Raw genomic sequence first — 22,381 nt, forward strand, 5'->3', positions numbered from 1 at the left:
CTTTTACCTATGTATAATAGTTCTTCTATAAAAGTGTCGCTACCCATCTCAATTAATTTTGAATAACCTTCTTTACCTTGTTTTTCATTAAATAGAAAGTTCTTTATTTTATTTTTATGTTTGGTTTTAAATTTTTTCTTAAAAGTAATGAAATAAATAATATAAGAATAACCTAGATTATCAATTTCTGAAAGATCATCTAATGATTCACTATTTTGATCTAAGACATTCTCAGTTTTAGACGCGATTAACTATATTAATTTTTGGGGCTTGAATAACTTTGTATATAGTAAAAATTATTATTTATTTCATGTATGTAGTACGAATCCATAATATGAACAGGAAGAAAATATAGATTAGGCGAAAGTGCATCAAAATTTTCATTTATTAAATAATAATTATTGCTTATCCATTTTCTTAGTTCTTCCATTAAAACCTCTCAAATATAATATGAAATTACTCCACAGTAAGAACGACTTTACCACCAAAATTGGTTAAACTGAACATTTCTGAGTCATGTAAAACTTCATGTGAAACGCTGTAATCAAACGGAAACATCTCAGGTGTTTTAGATAGTTCGGATAATTCATAATATGCTCTTTTTTTAATTGCAATAACAGTGAGAATTATTAAGTTTCTTGCGGTTTCATCAGGAATATCATAAGTCTTGACTTTATATGTCCCTTTTTTTTCATTTTCAATACTTCCAATATACTTTAACGTTTGGAGGATCTTATCAATTGAATGTAGTAAAGTAGTACGTTCTCCCCATATATCAAACAATTTCTCTTTAAGCCATCTAGTTGTAAAAACTTCTTGAATATCTGTCATTTTACCAATTAAAGCACACACATCCAAAAATACTGGATAAGTCAATAGAATCATACACCAATGAATGACAAGTCTATTTACTCTTTCATTGTCAAAGACTTCCAGGGCCATACTTTTTATATAATTCAATTCTTCAGGTGTTTTAACCCATATATTCATTAGAATTTCTCTTGTTTTACGCAAGTTTGTTGGACTGGTAATTTCAAAACCTAAATATTCATTTAAATCATTTTTTATTTCAATTTCAGATTTCCCTTGCTTTATAAGTTCTACAGTCTTGTTAAGCCATTCCATTTTAATAGGTCTAGAAAGACCAACTACCTTAGCCATGGCTTCACCTCCTTAACTTTTATGAAAGGTACTATAACCTCATCTATAGAAATGCCTCCATGAGTCATTACCATCGAATTTTTATTATCAAACGATTTACCTGTATTACAAATTAAATATAAATATTGTTTATCCAAGTAATAACCTGGATATTCGACCAAATTATATTTTTTTATCAGGTCTTTGCTATCTGCAAAATTCTTTAATATTAGCATTCTTTTTGATTTAGTCTCAACTTCTACTCCCGTTCCTTTAACAATTCCAGTACCTTGACAAAGCGTATTTCCATGATCAGATGTTAAATAAACATTAAATCCCTCTTCGTGTAATCTATATATTAAATGTTGAACTTTCCTTGATTTTGCAAGGAATTTCACATCATTATACATTCCAACTTTCCCCTGTAATTGACCATGTACTAAATCGTCAATATCATTTATTATTATGCTAATGCATTTCACATTAGGTCCTATATCTGGATTGTATCCACGCTCATAACTAATTTGTTTTTCTAAATATCCTAAAGACTTTGCTTTAGATCTAAACTCTTTTTCTTCTCTGCTTAAATTAAATGGCTTTTCTAGTTCTACAGGAAATTTACCTGATAATAGGCTTGGTCTTGAAATTGCTGTTGTGGTAGGTACCATAGCGTAAATAAAACCTTCTTGGTATTCAATTCCATTAAATTCTGAAGCAATAACATTAAAATCAAACACCGACATTCCATCAAGAACTATTAACGCAACTTTAGCATTTTTCTTGTAAATAAAGTCCATGACACGACTAACCATAACGGGAGAATCCCTATGAATAATACTAGAAATTGTTGTATAACCATTTAAAATAAAATTTTTAAACGCTTCATCTATAAACGAAAAGTCCACGGTAATGCCAACTTTAGCAGCTAAATATTCTGCCTTTCCTTTTTTTGAGGCTATTGATATCCAAGAATCATAATTAAGATCATTACTGGATACTAATTCCATAATCTCTACTTTAATATCTTCAATATATATTTCTACATTATTTTTGCCATATACTTCTTTAATCACATATGAACTAGTTTCCTCAAAATGAGTTAAATCCTTATAAAGGTTTTCATAAGCTGTATACAACAAGGGTAATTCAATGCTGTTATGATTTATCAAATAATCTTTGTTTAAATTAGGAAAAAGTATATCCAAACTAATAGATACACAATAAAATTTTTTTAATATATCATAGGGTACATAATTTTCACTCTTAACTAATATTGCATACTTTTCTTTACTAGTCTTAATCTCTGTTTCATATATTAATCGAAATTCTGTGGCATCATTATATACTATAATTTGAAACCCCATATCTGATAATAAGGCAGTATATCTATATCTACTTTCTATATTATCGAAATCAAAAATAATGATCCAATTTTCATATTTTGCTGCTAAGGTTTTTATAACATAATCTCTAAACATTTTAACCCTCCATATAAGCCAAAAATATTGGTTTAAAATCTGGGTATAATTGTGTATTTATTTTGTGCTGAGTTACAACCATTTCTTTTTCTTGTGTAAGACTTTTAAGTTTACTTAACTTAATATTTTTTATAGATATGTTTTTTGCAGCTTCGATTCTCAAATTAATTGCATAGAGGTATTTCCCATAGCTTTCCTCGTTTTTCTTTTCAAATTCATATTTCATATTCAGAAAAGTTTCATGGGCAAAATCACGTGAAATATTATTAATTTGAAGAAAAATATTATAGTCTATAATTCTCATTTGTTTTATGTTAATTTTTGAAGTAGACTTTAACATTTCATCCCATATTTTTTGGCCAGCTAATGGCCTTAATATAAAATTGTCATTAATAAATACAGGAATGATTCTTTTAGCTTGAGGATGATCATTTAGGGAAATCTCCCATAACCCAAAATATCCTTTTTCATTTGGGAAGTCTTGAATCTCAACAACCATAGCACCATCAAGTCTATTAAACACAATATTATGATGTAAGTGTTTAGTTATTTGGCTGTCATTAATACTTATATTATTTATTGGTGGGTTTAGAGAGCCAGTATATTTCCCGTAATAAGATATCAATAGACTTAAAGCTTCCCCTACATTAAAGTTCGATTCCTTTACAATTAAGGAAGATAAATCCTTCTCCTCATGTATTATATCTTTAATTTTATTTGCATTTTGAATCTGGGTTTTCAAATCCTTCTCTATAGGTTTTAAATTATGCTCTATTTTTTCGGGGGTATAAATAGAATTAAGATAAGCTGCAGTAATGTTCCTCTCAGTTAACTCGTTATCGAGTACATCAGAATACTTATCAATACCAATTTCATTTAAAATAACTGATAATTTTTGCTCTAAGACATCTTTAACCCGCTTTTCAATTGTTTCAGTCAGTATTAAATTATATATTTGTACGTCTCGAGTTTGACCAATTCGGTCAATACGGCCAATTCTTTGTTCTATTTTCATGGGATTCCAAGGTAAATCATAGTTTACCACTATATTTGAAAATTGAAGATTTAATCCCTCTCCTCCAGCATCGGTGGAAATAAGAACACTTGCTTTTGTTTTAAATTCTTCAAGGACAATATTTCTTTCATCTATACTCATAGATCCATTAAGAAGAGAAGTAGTAAAACCTCGTTTTTTTAATAAATTATTTAAATATTTTTGAGTGGCAACAAATTCTGTAAAGACAATAAGTTTCTGATCTTTGTCATTAGAAAATAAATTGTCTACTATTTCTATCAAAGGTTCTACCTTGGCATCTAGGTATTGAAATTCTGCCTGTTTAGCAACTAATAAAATTTCTGATACCTCTTTTATTTCTTCTCTAATGTCTAGTGAGGTAGCCTTTATGGTATCATCAATGTTATCCTCAAAATCAAGTTCCGCAAATTCCTCTTCCGATAGATTATTAATTTTAAAGTCCTGTTCCTCTAACACTTTTAATCTTTTTTCTAAACTTTGGCGAATCGCACTAGTACTACTTGTAACTAGTCTTTGCATCATAATTAAAAGAAATATAAGCCACATATATTTACCCTTATTACGAACTGCCTTATTATAACCTTTTGCTACATAATTAGAGGTAAGTTTATAAAGTTCTTTTTGCAAGGAGTGTCTGTCATCCCAATTTATTTCTATAACCTTTGTAATTCTGTTCTTAAATAATTTTTTACCAAAGTTATCAATTGCTTCACGCTTCTCAGTTCGTATAACATACGGAGCTACTTGTTCTTTCACAATTGCCTTATAATTTGGAAATGCTTGCTCATCCAGTAGGCGTACAAGCCGGAGAAATGGTTCGGTTTTCCCATTATGAGGAGTAGCTGTAAGTAATAAAAGATGTGGACTAGCTGATGCAAGCAGCTTTGCTAGTTTGTACCTTGCAACTTCTCCGGAACTACCTGCAACACGATGTGCCTCATCAATAATCACCAAATCCCAACCACTATTAATAATAGAGTAAATACGTTCTTCATTATAGCGTTTAATTTTATCTTCGCTCCAACCAATTCGATTTAATAATGGTTTAATCGAGTCCAATGGAGATATAACTTGCTCAAATTGGCCATATACATCTTCACTATCATTTATTTTTTTTATAGTGTTATAATCCTCTGGCAAAATAATATGATATTTCTCTCCGAATTTTTCTTTCATTTCTATTCTCCATTGAGTAACAAGTCCTTTAGGGCAAACAATTAGTACCCGTTTAATCAAACCTCTTGCTTTTAGTTCTTTGATAATAAGACCTGCTTCAATGGTTTTTCCAAGACCCACTTCGTCAGCTAAGATATATCTAACATTATTATTTGACACTGCACGAGTCAAAACATGCTTTTGATGAGGAAGGGGAATGATTCCATTTGAAAGATTTGAAATTAATCCCATATTCATTTCGTTTTTAATTTTCGATAGTAATGTAATATAACGTAGATAGTTCACATCAGCAATTTGTTTATCACTATGTGTAGTAATATGCTCTTTAGATACTTTATAGACAGTATTTTCAGAAGGATTGAATACTTTATATGAAACAAATCCCCAAACTATAATTTTGTCTAAAATCTGCACTTTTTCATGCCTAAGTGTATCGTATACGAATTCTCCAATCTTATACATGTTATTATTCCCCTCCCTTTTATTCCAAAATAAAAAACATATTAATACAATCTGATAAAATAACAACACCTTAATTTTGATATATCACTAAATTCTACTTAAGCTAATATCGTAATACATTAATAATTTATCATCTTCTTGTATAACCTTATCAGGTAAACGTTCTGCTGTTTTAACAATTAGCTCATAATTTTTGTCTTTCCAAAGCTTTGCAAATCCAGCACGAATTGCCTCTGTACGAAATAATTTTAATTTTCCGGTATTATTCAAATATTCCTCAAATTCTTTTATTAGTCTCTTTTCTCGTAACTTAATCACATCTGCTGATTTAGTAACATCAGGGATATACCATTTCCCTTCTTCATTTAGTAAAAAGTTTTCTTCAAGTAATACTGAAAGTTCAGGTAGTTTTTCATATTTTGCTATAGAACGTACTTCTTGCATAAATTTCGGTTGAATCTCTGCATATGATTGGTGGGTAACTAATTGCTGATATAGCCACTCTATTGCACTTTTTTCATCAGAAACTAAAAATGCCATTTGAACAGATTCAATGTCAGATTTTATCCTAGCAGTATCATATTCATTTACTTGGTCATGTAAGAAATACATATTATCTCTTTTAAGAAACCTATCTTCAAGTCCCTTGTAAAAATCGGAAGCGTCTAAAGGAACAGAAATCCCGTTCATAATATGATAAGCCACCATTCGATCAAACAATAAAAATGCCTGACGTTCTGCATTAATTTCAATTCTATCATTTTTGATTACAACAACTGGAAGTTGTTCAAGGTGTTGTCTAACAAAATCCCAAGCTGTTTGTTCACTTCCGGCATGGGCAATAAATTCTCGTTTAAAACTTTCTCTTGGCTTATAAGCGGAAATAACGAGATCTTGTTTAACTGCCATTGTGTATGACATTTGTTTTGTTGTACCTTTCTTTTTATCTAACGTTCTAACATCAGCAATAATAAATCCGGCGATCTGCAATGATTCTTGAATTGAATTCCATACTGCATTTTGCGAGTTATGGAATTCAATCGTTATCCATCTGTTCGGTTTTAAACATCTATACATATTATTAAAACATGATTGTATTACCATTTGGTATTCACTAATAGTTTTATTCTGGGCTTTATTAATAATTGCTTCTTCTTTGTTATTTTCGTATACCTTTAACCACATATCTGTAAAATAATTTAATTCTGAATACATTAAATTATCTCCAAATGGAGGATCAATAAAAATATAATCAACTGAGTTTGAAGGAATATTAATACCTGCAGAAGACTGTGTACTAATTAAAACATTTTCCTTACTAAATGAAGAAACATTTGAACGATTATAAGCATTAATCATTTTATCTATTTTTGTTAAAACGTTGTCAATCACATTTATTTCACCAAAAATTGGAGGGAAATATAATGTTCCTGATAATGGTCCAACATTTTTCTCCTTATGTTGGGCCATGTATCTTACTAATCGGGTTGTACGATTAAAACATGATGTCAATAAAAACATAAAACGCTCTTTTATGTCATTATCAAGATATAAAGCTTTATCAAATAAATAAGAATAAATAATTAAACTTCTTTTTGTGAAAAGTTGGTATTCATACTCAATTCCCAATGCTTTTAAATTATTACGCTGGTGAGTTTGATGCATAAATGGAATTTTCTTCTTTGGTACGAAACTAGGTATATTGTAATCATAAATTTGTTGAATTCTTTTTAAGTCCTCTTCATCTGGAACCTTTTCAAAACGTTTTCCATCATAGGTATAGTTAATCAAAACAGGGACCTGTTTTATCGAAGTATATGGACTGTTAATTATATTATCAAAGTACATATTTTTTGATGTTTCTAAATCTGTAATCTTGAATATTCCATTACATGTTTTACATCTTAATTCTTTATCTACTTTCCCTATACCTTTAATAAAATCATAATTTACAGATGCATCCCAAATAGTAAATTCACTTAGACAATTAGGACATATAAAAACCCTTGACCATACAGTATAATTAATCCTGCCTGTTTTGTTCTCAATAGTATCAAATAAACTTGTTTTTTGTTCATCAATATTATGATTAGTTTCAAACATCCAGCCTAGTTCATTTTCACACTCTGCTATTATACTTTTTGCAGTACTTGAGAATGCATCTACATCAATCGGTTTATTATAATTATTTGCAATAAAGGTAGCTGTTGGTGATAAATCACAAAGTATTGCCTTTCGAGCACCCCACTTTATATTTGGCTGCTCTTTTTCCAAAATATGCTTAAACTCATAATCAGGATTTTGACATGTTTGAGCTGCAATTCCAGTCATGCCTGTACCACAAAAGCCATCAAAAACAATATCTCCTGGTTCAGTGTAATGTAAAATGTACCGCATTATTGCTTTATGAGGAACTTTAGTAGGATACGAATGAAGCCTATATAGTGGGTCATATTTACCCTCACTTACATCAGTAGCAAAAGGCTCCCTATGATATGTATCTGTCATTTCATTATAAGGTTTTCCATTATTTTTCATAAACTCCTCAATAAAAGGGTTTGGACAAGCTGTATAAAAAGGTGAATCAGATAGAGCTAAAATATCCTCGTCTTTAGCAAGGGGAAAGCCTTCTTTCCCCTTAACTTCATCTATTACTTGTTTAGTTAATTTCATTTAATCACTCCTACCGTTTTACGACGATGCGCAGCTTGTCTTTATCTTTTCCTTCAGTATAAACTGAAAGAATTTCTATAACTTTATTCTTAAAAGTTTCAATATCACTTGGTCCAATTTCATCTATCTTGCTTAATAGTTCCTCTGAGTTAATTATTACTGGTTCAAAACCTTTTAAAAGAGCATTTATACTGCTGATAAAAAAGTTATCTATTGTGCTAGGTAGTTTTTTTGTTTGTAAAAATATATTTATGTTTTTTTTCTGCTCTGGCTTTAAATAGTCGATTTGCGTTAAGACTAAAGGATCTGAGAGGGTATTAAGCAATTTAGTATTCCATTCATTAAGTAATTCATCAATCTTATCCTCGATTTTATCAAGTTGCCCGGAAACTGAATTACTTGTCTCCCCAATGGTAAAACCACACCTGGAACAGATGTGAGATGATTTTAACATAGCAGGTGTAAGTTCATAGCACACTTTTAAATTTGCTAACATATTTTCAATTTCGACAAGTTTTATCGTAGAAAGAATATTATCAATTGCTGTCAGTCTCTTCAGATTAGAAAGTTTTAAAGAACTGATTAGTTCACCTTTACGTTGTCCATCTTTAACACCTAGTCGCTTTCTTTCATGTTCCCTGAAATAAATGTCGATATATTCCTCTTTAACATTCACCAAAATCTGATTAGTATAAAAACCTGCACTCTCTCCATTTTTATCGTTTGTAATTGTATCTCGGAATTCTCTAAATTTAGATTTTGCTATTTCGATTTTTGATTTAAAATCAGCACCAAGCTCCATCAATTCTAGATTCATCATATAACCTATATTTGTAACACACGAATTCATGAATTTTTCATACTCACTGATTATGTAAACTATTTCCATATCTTTTTCTAATTTATCAATCTGCTCCATTGTCATATTAAAATTATTGAGTTTGGCTACAGTGTTATACTTATTTCCAAAATTACCAAAGGCTTCAATGACTCTAATAATTGATTGCTTGTACTCATTTAGAATATGTTCAGCAATTAATGGCTCACCCCATAACTCAAATTGATTATTAAATTTTGTAGAAGTTTGAACTGCTTTTGCAGCTATTTCGGAAGTCCTTTTTATTAATTCTTCAAGACCTTTTTCTCTTTCATTAGGGTTATTAATCAATCCCTTTGGAATTTCTAAAATATCAAATAATCTTATCAATTCACTTAGTGCCATATCTTTTGGTTTTGAAATATATTTAAACTCATATAAGTCAGCTGCGTTTGTTTTGGGTAAAATATCAAGATTAGACGCCGATAAAGTTATTCCATTTTTAAGTACAATAATCGCATTCCCAGAGTAGACCAACCCTAAAAAAACAATCGGTAATAAGGCGTAACTTATTCCAAACTCTTTATCTAAATACTCATTAAAATCTTCTTCGTATATATCATTAAAATTTATCACACCTTTTGGTGCGAGTTTTCCAAGTTGTTTTATAAAATAGGATGCGTAAATAGATTTACTAACATCGATCCTATCTCCATTTAATAAGTTAAAACTTTCAAGTAATGCTTTTGACTGTTGATTAGTTCTTCCAGCAAAATGATCAATCCCAGCTCTAATTGTGTCAGCTTGATTTCTAATTGTAATTTTAGTTTTAAACACAGGCATTTTGGGAAATTTTAGTGAAAAATATTTATCAAGGCATATAGAGGCTGCTTTATCCATTGTTTCCTTAAATGCAAAATCCTTGTTATACTTCCCTCCTAAAATTTCTATTAGTTGTTTTTTTATACCTTTATACACTACTTCAAAGCATGTATTCTTATTCTCACTTAAGTACCGAGTTAGTTTCTTTTTATATGTATTTGCTTTGTTCTGATAGGTTTCTTTGTTCTTTTCTTCAGCTAGTTCTTTCATTGAATTAGCTGCAGCGTACAACTTCAAATCGTTTTTAAATTCTTCATTTTGTTTGAAGGAAAAGAAAACCTCATCCTCCTTTTTTTCATCGGTAAATACCTCATTTCCAAAAGGAGGGAGAATGTACATATAATAATCCTCAGGTGGTTGAGCAGTAGGTCGAGCTTCTGGTGTACCCATAAACAAATATCCTCGTCTGAAAATATTATGTGTTTCCCAATTCAGTGTGTGTTCATAAATTTTAAAATTACTCACATGTTCTAATTGATCCCATTCTAAACAATAATAAACAACATCAAAGAAATAACGATTTAAACTACTATCGTCAATTAATGAAGCTTTTTGAGTAATTTTCTCATCATAGTCAATATCCTTTTTTAAGTCTAAATAGTACTGTCCATTTTCATCATTGTGTTCTATAAACTGGCCACTAACAGTTGTCATAGTATCCTTTAACACTTGTTGAATTACGGATTGTAAGAACTCGGAATCGATTTCTGGCATACCATTCAAAAATAGGCACAAATCATCACGCAGATTTTCAGATGTTAAGCCAGATCTAATACTTATATCCCCAGTTGTAAGTCTATGAACACTTAATGCATGTATAATCTGTATAGCTAATGGTTTATATACTCTCTTAGGAAAAGACCTATTCACAATATCTTCTAGTTGTCCACTTTTTTCAATAACCTCTTTGATATTAGCGTCTGTCCTATAGCCATAATTTTCTTTAATAAACCTCCAATAACTGTCAAATGAAATGATACCCGGAGAATCATCTGAGATTGGTTCATTAAGAATATTTTTTATAATTTCTGAGATATTTTTAAGTATGTGTCTATTCTCAATAATGTATATTTTATTAAAAACATCAATATAAGCAGGGTGAATAGGAAATAACTCAACGTATTCTTCTAAACGCTCAGACATATTTGTGTATAAACTACAGAATTTTAGTAAATGTTCCCTTATTTTGGCTTTTTGCTCTGGATTTTTTTTCAGAATTCGTTCGGATACTACGTAAGCAGTATCTTCCTTCCGAATAATAACCTGCTCAAATCTATCCTTCACTCTATTTAATGTCATAGATACAAAAGAAAAACTTGGATTATCAAAGAGTTTTTCCTGCATGCCAAAAATCACTCTTAAGCGAGAGCGTTTAACGATTTCCCCAAGTTCACGCATAAAACCAAGGTCTAGCTTTATTTCTTGTTCTTTTCTCCCACCTAAATAATCAAGAAATTCATCTATTACAATAAGATATCCTTTATCTGGATACTTTGATAAAAATATTTCCATCATTCTTTCTAAGACTTCTTTATTATTGATAATTTCCCCCTCTTTGGGAAAAGAAAAAGATAATCCTCTTTTCTTAAAATCTTGTTCCACTTTATTTAATATAATATTTCTTAAAGACATTGTTGTTGAACCAATTTCAATTCTAAGTACTTCAAACTTTCCAGCAATTCGATTCAAATCTTTTGCAAACCTTCGATTTTGCAAAAATTTAAGGTACTCACTATCAGAAGCTACTGCAGAAATAACTGACATTAGGTGGGATTTACCAGTACCATAGTTACCAACTAGTAATACGCCCTTATTATCAACAACTTCATCAAGCTGTAATTCGTTGATCATACCACGTTCTAACTTTTCCGCCATGTCATCAGACATAACATAGCTTTTTACTAACCTAGTTGCTTTATCTTTGTCATCGGCTTCATTTATTTGTATAATACTTTCAATAGGATTAAAATTAATTAATTCTGAGTATTTCATTACGTGAACTCCCTTCAAATAATACAACTGATATCATAATCTTCAATATTGTAGGAAAAATAATCCTTATATCCAACTTCCGCAAATTTTAACTTTCCATTATCATACATGCCAGGCCACAAAATTAATATTTTCTTTCTTCTACTTGCATTAATAAATAGTTTCAATACATTAATCTGAAATTCAGGATTGAATAGTATTTCAAAATCTGTAATTAATAATGGTTCCCCTACACTATCGACAATATTATTTATCTCTTCAATAACAAATAATTTACGTTTCTTCTGTTCATAATTTATTAATTTTTTTGCCAATACTTCATTAATACTTAATATGTTATAACCTTTTGTTATTGATAATACTTTCTTTTTGTTTACACAAAATATTATCGGAGTCATAAGTTTATTCATACTATCTATAGTTAAAGATGAAATTCTTATAATATACCCCATATGCTATCTCCTTCTTCAGAACTTCTTTTATCACAAAATTGTTTATATTCAACCGAACCACCGCTCATTCCCCATTTATCAACCTCACTATTTATTCGAAAAATGATAAAATAGTGTGCATGTTTTTGGTTATTATTTTTCACATGTAAATTCTACTTTTACTGACTCCTAAATGTTACACAATATTATCAGGGTAGGCCATTCTTCATTAATCGAATCCATCAAATGAGTCAATGATTAAACTTTAATCACATCTCTTACCGTTGCCTTAACTTTACTTTGTTTTCTTATAGACTTTACGCCCTTGTATCTTTATATCCCACCCATTACATTAAAAGCAGTTTTCACCTTGTTATTAAAGTCCTCTTCAAAGTTATTACTCTTATCTAGTCTAATAGCTTCATCTTTTCCCCATGTATATCTAATTAGAAATCCTGGGCATATATTTAATTTGTCATAATTTTTGTTAAGAATTTTTTCCTTTATTTCACTGCGGTCCTCAGCAACAATCAATTGATTATTTTCCATTTCATCAAAAAAGGTAAAAAAATCAGTTCTTTTTATCTGTTTTAAATTTTTATATTTAATTTTCCAGTATTTTATATAATCCTCAAATGAAAGATTTCCATCAAACCATAATAAATTACTTGATCGGTATGCAAAGTGGAAATTTGTTGAGAGCTTAAAACCCAAAGTTTGTAATTTCATAAGTTTATCTATATCAAGTTTTTCAAAAGCTGTCCTTGCAGCACTCATTGTATCTCCTACATGTAACCATAAATTAACTTCCCAGCCTGAATCCAGTTTATTCGCATCTAGTGCAATTTGCTTGACTGTATTTTCACCACTCTCAATGTAATGCTTCCATCCTCTATGATACTTAACTTCTGGATATTTGCCGTTAATCTTAAAATTACCCATTATTGAATTACAACGCTTATTCAATAAGTATATATTATCCTTGCATATACTATAATTATTGTATGGATTAATCCAAGAATATTCATGATCCACATACTCAATAAAATCTTCTATGAGAACCTCTTCCGCACCAGTAACCAATTTATTCTGAATTATATTACTTAGATTTGACATGATATCTCTCCATGATAGACAACATGGATCTTCTAAAATGGTTACATCTTTTTCATCTTCAATATTGGGATTTAACTGACCTAACCATATATTTTCCTTTGATGGTTTATTTTCTATGATAAAAAGCCAAGAAGGACTCGCAAGAATTACACCATCATAACGAGCTTGTCTACCATCATTCCTAATCTTCGCATCGGATACAAATTTGTCATCTGATATTATTATTGAAACTAATATTCTTCCCTCAATTTTTTCTGAAAAAAATAGATTATTAGTATTAGATAATTGAGTAAATATCTCTTCAATAAACAATTCACCATTTGCAATTGATTCTAAATTTGGATTGTTCAACTGCTTCTTTATCATTTCAAAAAACATGACTTGAACTATTGGAACGTTCTTGACAAGAATTAAGAAGCTTCTTGTAAGCTCATCCTCATGATTATTGGATTTCTTCTTATATGAATTAAATATATTTAAATGATCCATTTGTTCCCCCGATCATAAAACGTTATGCATTATCTAAATTCTTGCGAAAAATGAATGAAGAATTTTACCTAATTGTTTTTTTCTAAATCAGCAGTATTAAAAAGAAGAATTTTCACGCTAACTAGAATACTCTGGTTTAATGGATAAAAAACCCCGTTCATTTCTGCAAATATCAGCCCAATCCAAAATCGCAGCAATTACAAACCCCGGACCAAAAGCGGTTTCACCCTCCTTTACACCGTGTACTTTATGTGCAATAAATCCTTCTACTGAATTAAAAGGTAGTTCATCACTACCAAGCTTTGCACCTGAACGAGCATTACCTTTTGGTGCTTTGCCCCCATTACTAACAACAACCTCTACAGCAGCATCGAAAGCTTCCCAGATCAATTGGTTTGCTGGTGGAATTTTTGGTGAGACTAGCCCTTTCCCATTAGTATCAAACCATATCTCGCAATCATCACCCCGCAAGAGCTGGATGGTTGTTTTACCACCACACTCATTGAGCTTTTCTTTAATTCTTGCAATTATTGGGCTATCAATAGGTTCTATTTGTAAAAAGCTAATTATAGAGTTAGCTGCTACAGCATCTTTTTCATGTTTTATATCATCTATTCCTAATTTCTTTAGAACCTCTGATATTCTCTTCTTAACAGCTGGATAGGACATACCCTTTTTCTCCTGAACCGCCTTAAAATTTCCGTTATACTTTAAAAAAGTTACTACGAAATCCAATTCTTCTGCAGAAAGGTAATCAAATTTACTTAGTTCAAAATTACCAATTAACTCAACGTCACACTCATTACAAGCCAAATGAGTTGCTTTTAAATTGTTACTACATCTAGGACAATGGGCTACCAATTCTTTTTCCATATTATCCCTCCATATACCCATGTTATTTTAAGTATATATGATTGTCAATCTAGTTATTAATAATTTTAAACACTACTTCTACTTTTAATATGATGGAATATTTACCTTTTTCAAAAAACAAGTGAGCTTCCCCCCTCTCCTAACAAAAATAATTTTATAAAGAAAAATCCATTACTAATCGATAATTAGTCTACTTACGGAGGGGTCTTTTTACACATCTTTCTACCTTTTACTACACGTGGCATGCATTCTATTTATGGTTATTTTAATATCAAAACCCCATAGCGAATTTGGCTAATTTCCTATCGTCTATTAATCTCAATTTACACAGATTGAATAACTTTATTGCCCAATAAGTTTTTTACTCATAGAACAGAAGATTTTCCTTCAAACCTGTAAACAATAAGTCCTTGTACTTTTTGAAATGTTTAAGAGATAACCTTAACCAATATTAAACTTAATCATCGATGCTATTAAAACAGCGAGAAAAGAGGAAACTTAATGCCATTAACAACAGAGGAGCTAGATGAAATCAGAGTAAGATCATTCCTAAACCAAAGATTTTATTAGGGGATATATTGACGGAGACGGGACCTTCTGCCTTACTAAAAATAATCAGTATGGGGTCGATATTGAAGGCACTGAAAGCTTTCTAGAATCCATTTGGAAAATATTACAATACGAACTTGCTGTACCCACCACAGCTAAACTATATGCAGCAAATAAAAAAACAACATTAGAAGACTCCAATTAAGAGGGAAAAACCAAGTGATGACAGTTTTAAATTGGCTATACGAAGATTCAAAGATCCATTCAAATAGAAAATATACTAAGTATCTGAATATAATTAAAAGAAGTAAGTAACACTCCATATTTTGTTTTATACATAACAGTTTAATAGTTACCCCGCATATTGAGAAGTTTCCTTAATGTGCAGATGTTTTTTTGAGTGTGTATACCTATGTCCTTATTCAGGTCTTTTTGTTTTTTCAAAAATAGGAGTTTAACTAATAACTAATTTTTCGGGAGTTAAGAGGATGGTAAAACACTACTATCCTCTTTGTTATAGATCGTGCTTATAATCTATGAAGACCTTAATTACATATTAGGGCCTGTCCCCAGCGTGCTAAAGCATTATTGCACTAGGGGGCAGGCCCTTCTATCGGTAACATATTAATCTTTGATACATTGTGATAACTTTTTTACACAATATTTTTTATATCCCAGATAAACCTAGTCCTATTTTAACCTTTTATTTAAATACTCTCCCAACTCCATATCACAACAATATACATAACATCCCTTCATCCCTCTAGTCATGAGTGTTTTATAAGTATTCCGAACTAAATCATATAAAGGGTCTTTCTGTCCTTTTTTTGGTTTTGCTGGTCTTGCACCTACATCTTGAAATTCTTGTCTTCTTACAACAATTCTTCCTATTTCCGGATCGTAGCCTAAGTCTCTCCCGATGATAACACCAACGTAATCCATTTCTAACCCTTGAACAGTATGGATACACCCTACTTGATAGGCGCATTCCGGATGAATAGCCCAATCTATTCGATTTGGGTCGTTCCAAGGAAGAGCAAATTTGTGTTCTTTGATTTCTACATCTTTTGGTAACTCGGATAATGTGCCATTTTTATTCCATTTCCAGGCATACCCCGCCAAAAGTCTACCACTTCTTTTCTCTACAACTTCTTGAATTAATTCATGAGGATCTTGAACTACCTTGAAGTCAAATTCTCCTTCTAAATTAACCTCTTCATCGCTATAACCTAGAACACTATCTAGCCAAGCGATATAGTTTCCTGACCCTGAACAGCGATATTGGGACTCAAGTTCAACCACATGTATTTCAGCTTTCTGTTTAACTGCTTCTTCTTCTATAACTTTTTGACTTCCAATATCTTTTTTTGAAATTACTTGCTGATCGTCTACAAAGAAAACACTAACCTTTGACGACCTTAAAATTTGTGTAGCTTGATTTTCTCCTTCAATTTTCTTTTGCATATGTCCATGATTTTTTAACCGATGTGCTTCATCACAAATAAGCACATCAAAATAATCGGCTGGGGTATGCACATATGCAGCAGAACCTTTAAATAAATCCCGAATTTCGACATGATGTGATTTACCCATTAGTTTTTTTCTTAGAATCTCCCTGAACGACTGATTTGGAGTAATATATTCAGCATAGGCATTTTCATTTAGAAAAAAACTCATTAAATTCAAACCAATCACTGATTTCCCTGTACCTGGTCCACCTTTAATAATAATGGCATGCTTTTGGTCGGTTTGTGTCTTTATTTTTCTATACATACTAACCACTTTTTCAAAAGCTACCTTTTGTTCATCTAATAGAATAAATTCCTCGTTACCTTGTAAGAGTGAGTCTACTGTTTCAACCAATTTTTTGGATGGACGGATTCGTCCATTTTCAATTGTATCTGCTATATCTCCCCCTTTACCTTCAGAGACTAACATATTAATCCTTTTGGCAAGGTCACGATCTCCAAACTGAAAGAATAAAGGTGAGTCTTCTATGTATGCTTTATATTTTTCATCTAGAAGCGGTTCATTTTCTTTCTTTTGAATATAATTATGTAAATAGGCACACGACGATAATGCTATTGATGAATCAGTATATAAAGATTCATTAAAATTTAATAGAAACCTTTTATACGACGAAGCCTGATAAGATGGATGAACCGTCTCTCTTTCTCTTTTTGCAAGAAAAGTCGAAACAATTCCATTCCCTTCAGCTTTTCTTGCTTTCTCCCATTGCTTTAACTCGACAATCATTGCATTCTTGTTACCTTTTCTATCACGACCTGTGATTAAAAAGTCTATTCTTTTTTCAGTCGAAGGTAATTTATACTCAAGAAGGATATGTGTATCTGTTTTCAAATCAGCATCTCTTATCACTTTGGCCATATGGGGTAACGATCTTACCCATGATTTTACTTCACTTTCTGAGACGACTTTATTCATTTTTTTATATACATTTTCTTTTAACACAAAACCTATTTTGTTTTCATAAATATGATTAACAAAGTTGGAAGCCGTTTCATTATAAATAATCATTTCTAGAATTTTCTCCCCTCAAAAAGTAATAATTAATTTTTTTACTAAGTAATATTTGACAATGTATTAGTTATTTTTAACAAAGATATTTTATCAGTGAAAATAATATAACTAATTCACCGTAACAGATGCAACTTCATACAAAGCATACCTTTCTAGCTGAAGTGATAGTTACAAATTTGAATGTTCCCTTCTTACTTACATAACCTATACAATCAGTTCGAACCCCATTATTATTTATTTCATGATAGTCTTCTACTACATCACTATAAGGGCTTTCATTATAAAGATATTCATCTATTTCCCTTGCTAACATTCTAGCTCTCTCTGCTATAAACAAGCTAAAATAATAAGCCTTTGATTTCCCAGCATGCTTTCCCATTTTTTCACCCCTATAATTTTTATAGTGATACTTCATACTTAGGATAATTGTACCAAAAATATTATATATTTCGACAATATATGTAAACGTTGACTTATACAATAACTCATAGAAAAAGTGTGCAGCCCCTAAATACGGTAATGGATTACCGCACAAGAACTAAAGGATGCCTTTAGACATTACTATCATTCTTTGTAATTCATTGTCTGTGTTAAAGTTAAATATATATTTATATTTAAAATTGGACTTCCGAATAATCGGAGGTCCATTGAATATTTATATTAGCTTATAATCTTCCACATATTTATTATTCGCTCATTCACAGTTTGTATTTTCCATACTCTTCCTTCTTATTAACATCTCCAAAATACGACTCCACAATTCGATCCAGTTGTCCTGCGATGTTATTGAAAGAAATATTCAAATCAAGCGTTTTTACACTGATTTTATTTCCCCCCATCATGTAATCGCAATCTGGTGTAATCGTTTCTTCTGTTTTGGCATAGAGCAACATGCCTGCTACATTACCGGTATTGCCTATATCCTGATTTTTAACGTATGTAAAGATCTGATACAGGTTATTGGAATGAATTGTTCGGTTATCATACCTACTATCAACCTGCATTGTATGTGCATAATACTTGGTATCAATGATGACCGTTTTATCACCATGCTGCAGTGTGATATCTGTCTGCATAATCGGTAGAAAATCAATTACTCCATCGTCAATATACCAGGCCACCTGAGAAGCAGCTGCCCGCATATCGGTGTAGTGATACCGATAATACTCCAATACAAACTCCTCATAAAGACGGGACATATTCTGCTCATCCAAGAAGACAGCCAATTTATACTCACCTTTATCTGTAGTCAGCAACAGACCATCAAGGACGAAATAGCATATATTAAGCAACATCTTATAGCTCCGGTTGTTTCGTTGATATCGTAGCATATTCCATTTGATGGATGACGGTTCGATTAAGTCCACACCATCAAAGAATAACATCACTTTTTTCAACACAGTTCTGTGTTCTTTGCTCACAGTGGATTGGCGCAGAAGGAAGATGGCTGTCGTCTTCAGTATCTGATTGAACACATTGTTTTCTGATAGCTCATCATATACACAGGTGAGCATTGGTTTTCGCTGCAGCTTATTATGGATTGTTCCGTGAATATCTAACTTTCCGCGCATTACTGAAAGGTTATTGCATTTAGAAATATATTCCCTGTACAGGCCCTGCTTTAGTTGTTGAGCGATGCCCTTGGCTAGAATAGCTGCGAACAGGTCTTGTATATTCTCAAATTCTTCAGACGCAACATCCTCGTAGTTTGATTGTTTCAGCACGTGAAAAGCGTATGAGAGCATGTAATAAATGTTTTTTATGAGAATCCCCTTATCGTTAGTCATTGAATACACCGCGCAGTATGTTTTCCCAGCGTTGCAGCTTGCTAGGTTCATCGAACCAATATTCACTCAGCATCGGAAGAATATCATATTCAACCACTTCTATCATCCATTCATCTGTGCATTCTTTCTGGCCACCGACATAGCTATGACCAATGCAGAATCCTTTACCAAGAGAATTGTCAGTAGCAATTTCTTTATTCAGTTCTTTAATCCGCTCGATCAGAGTATTGAAAGTATCATTGTCAAATGTATCTTGATATGCTTTGAAGCCGTCAGAATGAAATCCTGGTTCTATTTCGAAGAAACTAAAACGACGACGCAGAGCATAATCAATCATAGCTAGGCTTCGATCAGCAGTGTTCATCATGCCGATAATGTATAAGTTCTTTGGAACAGTAAAAGGCATCCTGTTGTAGGCAAGTGTTGCCTTTGTGCCACGGTAGTCTTTTTCAATCAACATGAGTAACTCACCAAAAATTTTACTCATGTTGCCACGATTGATTTCATCGATAATAAAGAAAAACGGTTTGTTCGGCAGATTCGCTGCCTTCTGACAAAAGCGATAGAAAATACCATATTGCAAATCGAATCCTTCTCCCTGTGGCTTATATCCCATGATGAAGTCCTCATAAGAATAGTTCTGGTGAAATTGGATTAACTCGACGCGGCTATCGTCTTCCTCCTTCATCATTGCATAGGCCAGACGCCTTGCTGTATAGGTCTTACCAACGCCAGGAGCTCCCTGTAAAATGAGATTCTGTTTACGCTTTAATAAAGAGACAATCGTGTCAAATCGTTCGGAGGTCATATAGACTTCTTCCAAGAATTTTTCTTTTGTGTAGGCTTCGATCTCATTTTTCTGTGGAACCGGATTCTCCTCACGAATTAAATCCATGATAAATTCAAATTCACCCTTGGACAGTTTGAATAGGCTACCTTGCGGATTGGTGAAGTATTCCATGCCCTCCAACTCAGGATATTTCTTTAACGTTGCATACTCAATTGGGCTAGCAAGTCCCTCGATTTTTTCAAAATAGAGTTTCTCACCGTCATTTTCCTTCGTCACTTTTGCAATCGCCACAACTTGTTTTACTGGGTTAGATTCATATCCGATTATAAGATCTCCAGCTTTAGCATCTAAGAAGTTCTGAAAAATACGGCGTTTGTTACCATTATCGTTGTAAAGTGTATAACTCTGTATTTCACCGATACTGATATCTGAATAACTCCAGATTTTCGGATTGGCATTTAGCCACCAATATTGATGATCATCGGTGGCATTGCTCAGCATGGTAGGTTTTTCATCTGCATATAGCGGAATGTTAGATAAATCAAATTCTTCCAGTGCTTTACTCAATTCTTCACGTAATTTCCAAATATAGTTGCCTTCTATGCTTTTATCAGCATTCTTGCCAACATACAAGATTGGCCACCACTTTGAATTTTCATTATTTGTTGTTAAAACAGGGCATCCCGTCTTATTAGCCACCCGTTTTGCGAGTGATGAGGAAACGGCATTATAAAAGTTTTTAGTCTCGCCATACTTGATAGAAAGCTGTGTGCAAGTTGCCATTCCGCCAAAGTCTTTCATACGCTTCATGATTTTAAGACTGTTTGTCGTGAACACCGTTTCATCCGTAAGCAGGGACAGCCAAGTTCCGGTAGAAATATTCGGACTATAATCCGATGGGAACCACTCGGAGATGTCCTCCACAGGCTTTTTGGAATAGAAACGGCTGATATAAAAAACCATGTCAATAGTCAATGTCTTCAATGCTTTGTCTGGGTAACAGCTCTCTGTTAGCACAGAATGCAACATCTGAATCAGTTCTTTATCCGCAGCCAGATGTTTGCAAATTTCATTATATAGTTTAAATCCACCCACTAGATTAACTGAGGATGCACCTTTTTTCGGTAGGAAGTCACTGTCCAGTTCTTTAGCGACAGCACGACACTCCGAGTATTTGTAAATATAGTATTTATCCGGATAACGAAGCCAAAGGTAGGTACTGATCGAATTTGGATTCTGATAGTGCTGCTTCCAATTGCCTTCATCATATTTTGTCCGCAACTTTTCCGCATCGGACTGAAATTTTTCCACTCGTTCTACAAAATCCTTCGTTTCATCAAAAAGATGAATAAACATAGCTCTGGTTGCCTCAGGATCGACCGACGCAAAGTCCTGGATCATACCTCTTGGAAAGTTGTTCATGGAAGCTAATAGGTTAAAGGTTTTATCTGTTGCCTTCGTGAACATCTCAGCAAAATCAGAAGCATTTATGTCCCAATGGTCTTGAAAATGCTTTACAGCTTCCCATTTGTAACGCTCGTTTTCCCACTGCTGGGATACGAAATCCCTTTTGTAATCTACGAGGACAGCTTTCAACTTTTCTAAATTTATCATGCTGTCACACCTCCAAAACTCATATTATTAATTATGGATCGTATGATTGTGATTGATATTTCATTCAATACTCACATATCACTATTTAAACCTTTAGTATTGGTGGAGAAAGATTATCTATTCCTCCATTGTTTTTTGACATTCAAATTTACATATAACTCCATTAGATTAGCTAACTCTTGTTTTGTCATTATTCGAAACTATAAGAAAAATACGAGTGAAAAACACAGGGACTGACACCCACTGATGTAACGCTTTAGTACGCTGACCCCAATACGATAATGTACTACCTCAACTGTATTCCTGCTTCGAAATCCATTAAAATACTATTTTAGTAAAGAATTGATTATTTCTAGTTAAGATGTGGACCTCCAATACGACTTAAATAACTCTCTTCAACGCAGAAAAACGACGTCCCTTTTGTGAACTATGACCCGAATAATGGACACTTAATAAAAAGTGACCGTTATTCGGGTTTTTCTATGTCCTAAGTGAGAAAACCCGTTTATAATTAAAGAATTATTACGGACGGAGA

At 32.2% G+C, this 22,381-nt stretch carries 12 protein-coding genes; all 12 read right to left on the bottom strand.

The features are described 5' to 3' along the window. Nucleotides 1-456: 456 nt before the first annotated feature. The 12 genes from V7097_RS23360 to V7097_RS23415 all read right to left on the bottom strand — a co-directional run bounded on the left by V7097_RS23360 (nt 457) and on the right by V7097_RS23415 (nt 21,846). Nucleotides 457-1,161, bottom strand: a complete 705-nt coding sequence (locus V7097_RS23360; RefSeq protein WP_335706033.1) for a hypothetical protein — start codon at nt 1,159-1,161, stop codon at nt 457-459. Then, nucleotides 1,149-2,618 carry a PglZ domain-containing protein gene (locus V7097_RS23365; RefSeq protein ID WP_335706034.1) on the bottom strand — a complete coding sequence of 490 codons (1,470 nt, stop codon included), beginning with the start codon at nt 2,616-2,618 and terminating at the stop codon, nt 1,149-1,151. Before V7097_RS23365 ends, V7097_RS23360 begins: the two co-directional genes overlap by 13 nt. 1 nt (nt 2,619) lies before the next feature. Beyond that, the gene (locus V7097_RS23370) at nt 2,620-5,292 is read right to left on the bottom strand and encodes a DEAD/DEAH box helicase (protein ID WP_335706035.1); all 2,673 of its coding nucleotides are present in this window, start codon (nt 5,290-5,292) and stop codon (nt 2,620-2,622) included. 87 nt (nt 5,293-5,379) lie between these two features. Next, a complete protein-coding gene (locus V7097_RS23375) occupies nt 5,380-7,965 on the bottom strand; it encodes a DNA methyltransferase (protein WP_335706036.1) in 2,586 nt (861 codons plus the stop codon). Between the two features lie 10 nt (nt 7,966-7,975). Further along, nucleotides 7,976-11,656 (bottom strand): DUF6079 family protein, encoded by a 3,681-nt coding sequence (locus tag V7097_RS23380; protein ID WP_335706037.1) that lies wholly within the window; start codon nt 11,654-11,656, stop codon nt 7,976-7,978. Between the two features lie 14 nt (nt 11,657-11,670). Next, nucleotides 11,671-12,108 (bottom strand): BREX-3 system P-loop-containing protein BrxF, encoded by a 438-nt coding sequence (brxF, locus tag V7097_RS23385; RefSeq protein WP_335706038.1) that lies wholly within the window; start codon nt 12,106-12,108, stop codon nt 11,671-11,673. Between the two features lie 312 nt (nt 12,109-12,420). Next, nucleotides 12,421-13,692: a hypothetical protein gene (locus tag V7097_RS23390; RefSeq protein ID WP_335706039.1), complete on the bottom strand. Its 1,272-nt coding sequence runs from the start codon at nt 13,690-13,692 to the stop codon at nt 12,421-12,423. Between the two features lie 117 nt (nt 13,693-13,809). Continuing rightward, nucleotides 13,810-14,565: a DUF2089 family protein gene (locus tag V7097_RS23395; RefSeq protein ID WP_335706040.1), complete on the bottom strand. Its 756-nt coding sequence runs from the start codon at nt 14,563-14,565 to the stop codon at nt 13,810-13,812. Nucleotides 14,566-15,804: 1,239 nt separating this feature from the next. Then, nucleotides 15,805-17,652, bottom strand: coding sequence for a DUF2075 domain-containing protein (locus V7097_RS23400; protein ID WP_335706041.1), 1,848 nt, complete (start codon nt 17,650-17,652; stop codon nt 15,805-15,807). 136 nt (nt 17,653-17,788) lie between these two features. Beyond that, on the bottom strand, nt 17,789-18,034 hold the full coding sequence (locus V7097_RS23405) for a hypothetical protein (protein WP_335706042.1): 246 nt from the start codon (nt 18,032-18,034) through the stop codon (nt 17,789-17,791). A gap of 319 nt (nt 18,035-18,353) precedes the next feature. After that, nucleotides 18,354-19,442 carry a 5-methylcytosine-specific restriction endonuclease system specificity protein McrC gene (mcrC, locus tag V7097_RS23410; RefSeq protein ID WP_335706043.1) on the bottom strand — a complete coding sequence of 363 codons (1,089 nt, stop codon included), beginning with the start codon at nt 19,440-19,442 and terminating at the stop codon, nt 18,354-18,356. Further along, entirely contained in the window at nt 19,435-21,846 is a 2,412-nt protein-coding gene (locus V7097_RS23415; protein ID WP_335706044.1) for an AAA family ATPase, read from the bottom strand. Before V7097_RS23415 ends, mcrC begins: the two co-directional genes overlap by 8 nt. Nucleotides 21,847-22,381 lie beyond the last annotated feature (535 nt).

The organism is Bacillus sp. JJ1562, from assembly GCF_036962705.1.
GTDB lineage: Bacteria > Bacillota > Bacilli > Bacillales > Bacillaceae_L > Ferdinandcohnia.